This window comes from Amycolatopsis sp. NPDC059657, from assembly GCF_042734395.1.
GTDB lineage: Bacteria > Actinomycetota > Actinomycetes > Mycobacteriales > Pseudonocardiaceae > Amycolatopsis.
Map to the genome: position 1 here is coordinate 131,488 of NZ_JBHWEB010000010.1, position 8,855 is coordinate 140,342.

Consider the following 8,855-nt stretch of genomic DNA (forward strand, 5'->3'; position numbering starts at 1 on the left):
ACAGTCCGCCAAGGGGTCGTGAGTGGTACGGCCGGTTCTAACCGGTCTAAACACTCACGACCCCTGGTCTCGCCTGGCCAGATCGTGGGCGAGGGGTTCCCCTTGTTCAGCCGCGAAAGGGCATGCGCGAGTGGTAACTCTGCTCCGTTGGCCGGAGCAGAGTTACCACTCGCGGCCTGTCCGGAGTGCCACCGCCGATCCCTCGAAAGCCGGGACCCGGACGAAAGTCCAGATCCCGGCTTTCAGCCAAACCCGAAGGGGCTCAGTAGGTGTTGCTCATGTCCACGGCACTCCCGTCGGCGTCCACCATCTCCGAGACGCCGTGCAGGGCAAGCCCGGCGGGCAGGTCCGCTCGGCTGTGGACGCTCAGCTTGCGGTACACCCGGGTCAGGTGCTGCTCGACCGTGCTCACCGTGATGTAAAGGCGGCGCCCGATCTCGCGGTTGGTGTGACCCAGTGCCGCGAGCAAGGCGACCCGGCGCTCGGCGTCGGACAGGATCGGGGCGCCCGAGATGTCGGCCTGGGTGTCGGCTTCCTTGACGACCTCGCCCGCCGAACGCTCGCGCGGGAGTTGCTGAGGTGGCAAGGCTCCGGACTGGCAGGCCTTCGTCTCCTGGGCGGCACGCCTGGCCATCATGCGGGCTCGGTCGAACTCGCCCATTTCCTGGTGGACCTGGCTCAGGTCGGCCAGTGCGCGGGAAAGCTCCAGGCGGTCGCCGGAGATCTGGAGGCACTCGATGGCCTGACGCAGCAAAGCGGGACGCTGCGGGAGGTCGCTCGAGGCCGCCAGCACGCGCAGCGAGATGCCGCGGGTGCGGGAGTCGACCGGGCCCGAGCGCTCGAGTTGCTCGGCGACCAGTTCGCGGGCGACGGCTTTGCGGCCCAGCTGGAGGTTGGCTTCGGCGAGATCGCTGCGCCAGGGGGCGAGCCCTGGCACGTCGAGGTCGCGTTCGCGCATCAGCTTGCCGCAGGTCTGGAAGTCGCTGATCGCCGCCAGCACCCGGTCGGCCGCCAGGTAGTAATGCCCGCGGGCTCGGAGATAGCGGAGGCCGAACAGCGTGGAGAACATCGCGTCCGGGACTATCTGCTTGAGCACCTCGGCTGCCGCGTCGAGCCTGCCCATCGCGGTGTTCGCGAGCAACAGCGTCGTGAGCGGGTAGCCGATGAGCACGCCCCAGCTCTGGGCCTGCAACAGGTTGCGCGCCGTTTCGGCGTGCAGGACCGCGGTGGCGAGCTGGCCTCGGCGCAGTGCGATGTCCGCCCTGATGCTGCCTAGCATGGCCTGCCACGTCGTGGCGCGCCTGCGGACGGCCTCGTCCATCAGCGCGTCCACCCAGGACGCCGCCTTGCCTGCCTTGTTCACGTAGACCAAGGCAAGTACCGCTGTCGCCAGCACCTCGAGCGAGGTGTCGCCGAGGCGGCAGCTCTGCAGGATGTGCTCGGCGCTGGCCGTCGCGGCCTCGCGGGCGCGCTGGGTGTTGGAGTTGCTCATCCCGAGCGTGTTGGCCGCGCCCGACCACATGCCCTCCGGGACGGGCTGGGGCGGCGACGGGTCGTCGTCGACGTTGCGGAAGTGGGCGCACGGGAGCCCGTAGAACCATTGGTAGGCGACGCGGAGCTCGGCCGCCAGCTGGAGGTCCGCGACGCCAGTGGAGGTGTCGAGCACCTCCATTCCTTTGAGGACGGTCTCTTTGTCGCCCTGCCACAGGGAATTCCGGATCACCGTGACCGCGTCGCGGCGGGTGAGCCTGCCGTCGCGGGCCGCGACGCGCAGTGGCTCGAGATAGTGGGAGGCGACCGACGGGTTGATCCGCCAGACCACCCTGGCGAGCGCCTTGGTGACCTCGACACGCTCGCGCTCGTCGGTGCTGGCGTCGAGCGCGAGCTCGAGGCAGCGGACGGCGAGGCTCACGTCGTCGGCGACGACCGCCTGCTCGGCCGCGTCGCGCATGACCGCGATCGACCAGCTGCCGACGACCTTGTCGGCGGCGATGAAGTGGCGCGCGACCTCGGACGAGGCCGCACCCTTCTGATAGAGCAGCCCGGCAGCGCTGATGTGCATGCGCGAGCGCTCGTCCGGCGAGAGACTGTCCAGCACCGCGGCTTCGGCCACCGTGTGCCGGAACTTGCCGTTGCCGAGCAGTCCCGCCGCGGTGAGAATGTCGATCACCTGCACGACCGCTTCGGACTTGATGCCCATCAGGCGGCCGATCATCGCGGGCGTGCCTTCGGAACCGAGCACGGCGAGACCGCGCGCGACATCGAGCAGCCGTGGCTCCCAGCGGTGGAGGCAGGCGAGAACGGAACGACCGAAGGCGACGCCGACAGCGGGCTCGCCTTCAGCGGTCGGTGTGCTCGCGCGGTAGTCCTCGATGAGGGCGTTGACGAGCATCGGGTTGCCGGCGCTGACGTCGTGATAGAACTTCGCGACCGCCGCCACCTTGTCCGTGTCGGCGACCGCGGCGACACGGTCGGCGACGCCCTGCTCGGTCAGCGGCTCCAGCCGGACGAGGTGATGCTCCCGGCGGGTCACCTCCGCACGGAACAGCGGCAGGGTGGGCTGCGGGCGCTCCCATTCGTTGAGAATCATCAGCACCCGAGATGAGTTCATCCGCCGCCGCAGATACAGCAGCAGCTGCAGCGACGAGCTGTCCACGAACTGGACGTCGTCGATGCCGATCACCACCGGCCGCTCGCGCGAGAGTTCCAGCAACGCCGTGCAGATCTCGTGAACGACCTTGACCCCGGTGTGCTGGATGGTGGAGACGTCGGTGTTCGCGTCCCCCTCGGCGAGTGAATCGGCGGTGATGAGCTTGAGGACACGGTCCGCGACTTCGGTCGGGAGGCCCGAGCTGTGGAAGAGCTGGTCGATCACGCCGGTCTGCAGGGCCCGTTCGGCCCGCGATCCGGTAGCGGTGAGTAACAACGCTCCGGAATCGATTGCGTAGCGTGAAAACTCATGCAATAGCTCGGTCTTGCCGGTGGCAAGGCCACCGCCGACCAACACGAGTTGGCCGTTCCCGTCGGCAGCCTCGGCGAGTAGACGCTGCAATACGTCCATTGCGTCGCGGTGTTCGGCGAACGCCATGCGGTCAACCCCCAAAAGGCCCATTATGCGCACTGGTGATTACCTACGCCGATGTCGACCTTCGCCTGACCCGGCCCTGTCCAGCCATAGCCGAGTTTAGCCCCATAAGAGTGAGACCGTGAAGGTTTATGTTACCGGTCGAGGGTGATTGGTGATCGATTTTTCGTCGTTCGGGTCGATGTGCGCACCAGTAATACCAGGTGTGGTTGGACAGTTACCCGCCGACTATGCCAAGTGGGTGAATATCAACTGCGCCCCGCTCGCTGGGACGCCGCCTGGCAAAACACCGTCATGAAACCCCGCTAAAGCTGGCGCCACCTGCGGCGAGGGGGTGAGCAACCGCCCCCCCCTCCAGGACGTGAATCTGTCCGGCAGCACGACAGGTTCGCGCCGCGCGCCGGGGACCGGGCCTCTGGTCCAGACCAAGATACACATGCGTCCAGAAAGGACCCTCGGCGGGAACTGATGACGTTTTGCTGCCAGTTCTCTTGAAAGATCACCAAAACCGACATTAGGCAAACCTGGGTTCACACTTCTTTCACTGAATCGATAGGAACTCTGCGATACGTCTTGTTCACGTTCCGAGTTGTTACGTGAATCGAAACACCGTAATAATCCACCATCCAACACGAAAACGCGAAAAGTACTCAAGGTCCCGATAGGCCGAACGGCCGAACAGTGCCTGCCGCCGCGGGTAAGGGCCGAAAGCAGACCGAAACACGCGACCACACATATCTGTCAAGCGCCCGAAAACGACTCGGCGCGAGCGTTACGAATTGGATTTCGTAACGCTCGCGCCGAATACTCAGTGTTCGCTAGTGCTTACCCGTCCGCATGCCCATGACAGCGTCAGAAGACGCCAAATCGGGCATTGCGGACCGGGCTGCGGCCGCCGGGGCAGGCGGCAGCGGGACCGGCAACGGCAGCGGCGCGCACTCGACGTCCGCCGTGCGGCCCGGCTTGCGGACGGGCAGCGCGCCGGTGAGCAGATAGTCCGCGATCTTGTCGTCCACGCAGGCGTTCCCGCGCGGCGTGATGGCGTGGCTGGTGCCGCCGGGCTCCGCGATCAGCGAGGCGCCGGGGAACCGGCTGCGGACCTCCAGGCTGCCTTCGTACGGCGTGGGCGCGTCGAGCGTCTCGTCGATCATGAGCACGCTCTCCACACCGCGGCCGTCGACGTGGACCGGCTTGGCGGCCTTCGCGGGCCAGTAGAGGCACGGCGCGTTGAACCAGGCGTTCTGCCAGGTGAGGTACGGAGCCTTCCTGAAGGTCCTCCAGTTGTCGATCTTCCACTGGTGCCAGGACGCGGGCCACTGGACGTCCGTGCACTGCACCGCGAGGTACACCGCGAAACTGTTGTCGTCGCCGCGGCCGCCGAAGTTCTCGAACAGCGTCTTCATGTTCTGCCAGTCGCCGTTGTTCACGAACCGGGCGAACGCGTCACCCAGTACCGGCCAGCGGAGCTGGTAGTACGAGGCCTGCTGGAAGACGTCGAGCCACTCGTCCGGCCCGACGACGCCGCCGGCGGCGTTGAAGGACAGCTTCAGCAGCTGCTCGTCGAACACGCGCTTGACCGCGGCCTTGGTCTTGCCGAGGTGATAGGCGTCGTCGTGCGAGGCGACCCAGCCGAACCAGATGTTGAGGTTCACGTCGAAGGCGACGTCCTGGTTCAGGTTGGCCTGGTACCAGACGTTGCGCGGGTCGACGGTCGAGTCGAGGATCATCCGGCGCACGTTCTCCGGGTACGTGGTGCCGTAGACCTGGCCGAGGTAGGTGCCGTACGAGAAGCCGTAGAAGTTGACCTGCTTCGCGCCGAGCGCCTGGCGGATGGAGTCCATGTCCTTGACCGTGTCGGTCGTCTTCATGTTCTCCAGCAGTGCCTTGCTGTTCTTCGCGGCGCAGGCGTCCGCGTAGCCCTTGGACCGGTCGAGCCAGACCTTTTCCAGCTGCGGCGTGACCGGCACGTAGTTCGGCCGGTTGTAGTCCATGTAGTTCGGGTCGCACGAGATGGCGGGCTTGCTGGAGCCGACGCCGCGCGGGTCGAAGCCGATCCAGTCATAGGCGTCGCCCGCGTGCTTCGGCACGCGCGTGCCGCGGGTGGCGAGCGTCAGCCCGGATCCGCCGGGACCGCCGGGGTTCGTGAGCATGACGCCCTGGTACTGCGCGTCGGGCACCTTGTGCTTGACGCGGCTGACCGCGAGCTGGATCTTCTCCCCCGACGGTTTGCGATAGTCGAGCGGCACTTCGAGGTAGCCGCATTCGGCGCCGGCGTTGACGAGGACCGGATTGTCACACGGTCCCCACGCGATGGCGGCCTGCGCCGCGACGGCAGGCGTCGCGACGAGCCCTGAGGCCAGCGTCGCGGCGGCCACCGCGGCGAAAACAAGACGTTTCACGAGATTTCTCCCCACCTGGTGTGTGCTTGGAAGCGGGATGAACCCTAGCCCGGTGGTGATCATCCGGCCCGTCGCGCGCCGCCCTTATATATAGGCGTGAAAAAAGAGGGCCGCTCTGCATCGGTACAGAGGCACTGGCCGAAAGGGATATTCTGGGACGGTCATGACGACTGGGCCCGAAGAAGCGTTCAGCACACATCCGTTGCTACGCACGGACGACCTCGACGAGGCGCGCGCAGCGCTGACGGCGACGTACCTGCCCGTCGAGGCGGAGTACCTCGGCCGCCCAGCCCCGCTCGGCATGCGGCTCAACCTGCTGCGGCTGGGTCCGGTCACCACCGGATTCATCGCGTTCGACCAGGGTGTCCGGCTCGCCACCCCCGAAACCACCGATTACCACATCGCCGTCCCCTTGTCCGGGCGCGCGGAGTCGACGGCGGCGGGGACGGAGCCGGTTTCGGGCACCGTGGCGATGGGGACGGTGGTCCGGCCGGGCGTGGCCGCCGCGATCCGCTGGGGCGGCGGCTGCGGACAGGTCTGCCTGCAGTTCCCGCCACGCTCCGTCCACTCGGCGCTGGAACGGCTGCTCGGCCGTCCGGCCCCGAAGCCGGTCGAGTTCCGTCCTGGCCTGGACCTGACCACGACGGCGGGCCGGGCCTGGCTGCAGACGCTGCGGCTGGCCGACGCCGACTCGCGGCGGCCGGACGGGCTGCTCTCCCATCCGCTGGCGGCGGAGACCGTGAGGTACCTGATGCTCGACGGCCTGCTGCTCGGCCAGCCGAACAACTACTCGGCCGAGCTCGTCGCGCCACACCGCCCCGCGCCGAATCGGGCGATCGCCCACGCGGTCGAGCTGCTGGAAGATCAGCCGGAGCAGCCGTGGACACCGACCAGGCTCGCCTTCACGGTCGCGCTCAGCGTCCGCGCGCTGCACGACGGTTTCCAGCGCACCACTGGGTTTTCGCCGATGAACTACCTGCGGGAGATCCGGCTCGCCAGGGTCCACGCGGCACTGCACGCCGGCGCGCCTGGCACGACGGTGACCGCGTCGGCGGCATGCTGGGGATTTGTCCACTTGGGACGGTTCGCCAAGGTGTACCGCGCCAAGTACGGCGAGCTGCCGTCGGAGACGCTCCGGCTCAGCCGCGGGCGCTGACCGCGTCACGGATCGACTCGTGCACCTCGAACAGGTCGAGCCAGCCCGTCGTCTCGAGCCGTTCGGTCACCTCGGCCCGATCGGCGCCGACCAGGCAGCACCCGACGTCGAGTTCGGCCGCCGTGCACGCCAGCCGCAGCAGCACCGGCAGCCCGTCCGGCCACACGGACGACACGCGGGACAGGTCGAAGATCAGCAACCGGGGACGGTGGTCGAGCAGTTCGAGCAGCGCCTTGTCGAGCAGGTGCGCGGCCTGGCGGCCCAGCTCCCCGCGCAGGCTCAGCACCCGCACACCGTCGTTCACGTCTTCCACGGCAACGCTCAAGTCACCCACCAGGCTGAGCATGAGCTGTTCCGCCGGGCGGCACTATCCGCACGGCGCTAGCTTCTATCCATCGCGCGCGATCGACTGGAGGTTCGGATGCTGGTACTGGCCAGGGAAACGACCGGAATGCTCATCGCGCGCGGCGTGCTCGCCGTGCTGTTCGGCCTGCTGGCGCTGATCTGGCCGATCGCCACGGTGTTCGGGCTGGCGGTGCTGTTCGCCGTCTACGCGCTCATCGACGGGATCGGGCTGCTCGTCGCGGCCTTCCGCAAGCAGGTGACCCCGGCGACCGGGCTGGCCGGCGCGGTCGGCGTGGTGCTGGCGGTGGTGACCGTGGCGTGGCCGGGTATCACCGTGCTGGCGCTGGCGATCATGGCGGGCGCGTGGGCCGTGGTGACCGGGTTCGGCGAGATCGTCACCGCCATCCGGCTGCGCAAGCAGATCCAGGGCGAGGTGTGGCTGGGACTCGCAGGCGGGCTTTCGGTGATCGCGGGCCTGGTGATCCTGCTGCAGCCGATCGCGGGGGTGATCGGGATCGCGGCGGTGCTGGGCGTGTTCGCGCTGCTGTACGGGATCGCGTTGCTGCTGCTCGGGTACCGCGTGCACAAGCTGACCAAGACCGTCGACTCCGGCGTCTGACTCGTATCTGCTCCAAGAGCCGCTCGGCCGCCTCAGGAAGGGGAACTTCGCTTCGCGAAGAGCAACCTTCGCTCGGAATGCCCCGCAAATATCCACAAGGACTCATATCGACGCCTTTTGTCCAGTATTGTCGCTTTTGCACGAGTTCTGGAGCGGGGCCGGGCGGGGTGAACGGAGCGTTCGCGTCGCTCAGCCTGGATCCACCGGTTGTTTTCTGGTGATCGTTTTCGTGGTTGCTGATCTTGTGGTGGTTGTGCGGGCAGGGGAATGTGGCCGGCGTTGCATCCGGTGTGTCCACTGTGGTCCGGTTGTCGGGGTGGGGGGTCAGGGTTGTCGGTGGGTGGCGGTGAAAAGGCCCTGGTAGTGGTGCTGCCAGGGCCAGTTCGCGGGTAGTCGCAGGGTGATGCGGCGGGCGCTGGTGGTGATGCGGGCGGGGATGTTGATCAGCTGTCTGCGGAGGGTGGCGGTGCGGGCTTTGGCGTGAAACATGCTGGTCAGGCAGCCCGCTGCGCGGAGCAGGTTGTGGGTGAGGACGGCGAGGGTGAGCCAGGCCTGGTTCGCCGCGAAGCGGCCAGAGGGGAAGTGCGCCAGTGCGGCGTCGTGCAGGTCGGCGAAGACCTGTTCGATGACGGCGTGGCCGCGGTGCCAGGTGTCGGCGGTGTGCAGGTCGACGCGGGTGTCGGTGAACACGGCGTGGTAGTGGAAGATCCGGAACAGCTCACCTTGTTTGGTGCGTGTGAACCGGGGTGTGCGGCGCACCAGCAGCCGCGCGGTCACCGATCTGCCGCGGTTGCTGGTGGGGTTGGTGAACGCGGTGTGGGTGGTTTCGGCGATCTCGGCGCAGGTGATCCACTCACCGGTCTCAGGGTCGAGGATGGGGTGCCGGTATTCGACCGTGCTCCACGCGTCGTCGGCGATGGAGGCGATGGCAGCCTTCACTGGCTCGTTTTTCCGGGCGGTGACCGAGAAATGCGCGCCCGCTTTGCGGATCGCGGCGATGATCGGGCCGGTGCAGAACGCCGAATCCGCCCGCACCACGATCATGCCGGTGGCTCCGGCGCGCCGGGCGAGGTTGATCGCCTCGCGCAGCATCGCGACCGCGCCACGGCGGGAATCGGTGTTGCCGCGGCGTAATTGCGCGGTGAGGATCACCGGTGCGCAAACCGGGGACGACACCGTGGCGATGAGATGGTTCAAGCCGCGGACACCCTGATAGGAGAACCCGGCACCGTCCTTGCCATGCCCGTAGAC

At 67.4% G+C, this 8,855-nt stretch carries 6 protein-coding genes; 2 read left to right on the forward strand and 4 right to left on the reverse strand.

Features of this window, described 5'->3' with window-relative positions; all coding sequences use genetic code 11:
• Positions 1 to 262: 262 nt before the first annotated feature.
• Positions 263 to 3,088 carry an AAA family ATPase gene (locus ACFV15_RS08275; RefSeq protein WP_378349504.1) on the reverse strand — a complete coding sequence of 942 codons (2,826 nt, stop codon included), beginning with the start codon at positions 3,086 to 3,088 and terminating at the stop codon, positions 263 to 265.
• 815 nt (positions 3,089 to 3,903) lie between these two features.
• Positions 3,904 to 5,484 (reverse strand): alpha/beta hydrolase, encoded by a 1,581-nt coding sequence (locus tag ACFV15_RS08280; RefSeq protein ID WP_378349505.1) that lies wholly within the window; start codon positions 5,482 to 5,484, stop codon positions 3,904 to 3,906.
• 163 nt (positions 5,485 to 5,647) lie between these two features.
• Here ACFV15_RS08280 and ACFV15_RS08285 point away from each other — a divergent pair, with 163 nt between their 5' ends.
• Entirely contained in the window at positions 5,648 to 6,640 is a 993-nt protein-coding gene (locus tag ACFV15_RS08285; RefSeq protein WP_378349506.1) for an AraC family transcriptional regulator, read from the forward strand.
• On the opposite strand, the gene ACFV15_RS08290 is transcribed toward ACFV15_RS08285, so the two are convergent.
• Positions 6,624 to 6,965, reverse strand: coding sequence for an STAS domain-containing protein (locus ACFV15_RS08290; protein WP_378349507.1), 342 nt, complete (start codon positions 6,963 to 6,965; stop codon positions 6,624 to 6,626). The genes ACFV15_RS08285 and ACFV15_RS08290 overlap by 17 nt on opposite strands.
• A 96-nt stretch (positions 6,966 to 7,061) precedes the next feature.
• Here ACFV15_RS08290 and ACFV15_RS08295 point away from each other — a divergent pair, with 96 nt between their 5' ends.
• Positions 7,062 to 7,604: an HdeD family acid-resistance protein gene (locus tag ACFV15_RS08295; RefSeq protein WP_378349508.1), complete on the forward strand. Its 543-nt coding sequence runs from the start codon at positions 7,062 to 7,064 to the stop codon at positions 7,602 to 7,604.
• Positions 7,605 to 7,928: 324 nt separating this feature from the next.
• Here ACFV15_RS08295 and ACFV15_RS08300 read toward each other — a convergent pair.
• Positions 7,929 to 8,855: IS1380 family transposase (locus tag ACFV15_RS08300; protein ID WP_378349509.1), on the reverse strand; the 927-nt coding region annotated here is incomplete at its 5' end.